The sequence below is a fragment of the Arthrobacter sp. 001422645 genome, from assembly GCF_059816125.1.
The window spans coordinates 1-545 of record NZ_JCBANT010000042.1 but is presented as its reverse complement, the minus strand read 5'-3'; the positions used below and the strand labels follow the sequence as shown (position 1 = coordinate 545).

Below are 545 nucleotides of genomic sequence, written 5' to 3'. Positions count from 1 at the left end.
CCGCGGGTGGCCAGCGCGGGGGTGCCGATCCGCAGCCCTGAGGTGACCATCGGCGGGCGCGGGTCGAACGGGACGGCGTTGCGGTTGACCGTGATGTCGATTTCCGCGAGCCGGTCCTCGGCCTGCTGACCGTTCAGTTCGCAGTTGCGCAGGTCCACGAGGACCAGGTGAACGTCGGTGCCGCCGGAGATCACGTTGATCCCCTTCGCGGTGACGTCCGGCTGGACCAGCCGCTCGGCCAGGATCCGGGCGCCGGCCAGCACACGTTCCTGGCGCTCCTTGAACTCCGGGGACGCAGCGATCTTGAAGGCCACAGCCTTGCCGGCGATGACGTGCTCCAGCGGCCCGCCCTGCTGGCCCGGGAAGACCGCCGAGTTGATCTTCTTGGCGATGTCGGCGTCGTTGGAGAGGATGATGCCGCCGCGCGGACCGGCGAGGGTCTTGTGCGTGGTGGAGGTGGTGACGTGGGCGTGCGGCACCGGGGAGGGGTGCAGCCCGGCCGCGACGAGCCCGGCGAAGTGGGCCATGTCCACCATCAGGTAGGC

Annotated in this window: 1 protein-coding gene; it reads right to left on the bottom strand. The window is 70.3% G+C overall.

What is annotated here, in order from left to right; all coding sequences use genetic code 11:
* The coding region (locus AC6EUH_RS18305) for a PLP-dependent aminotransferase family protein (RefSeq protein WP_499739508.1) at positions 1–545 on the bottom strand (545 nt) is incomplete at both ends.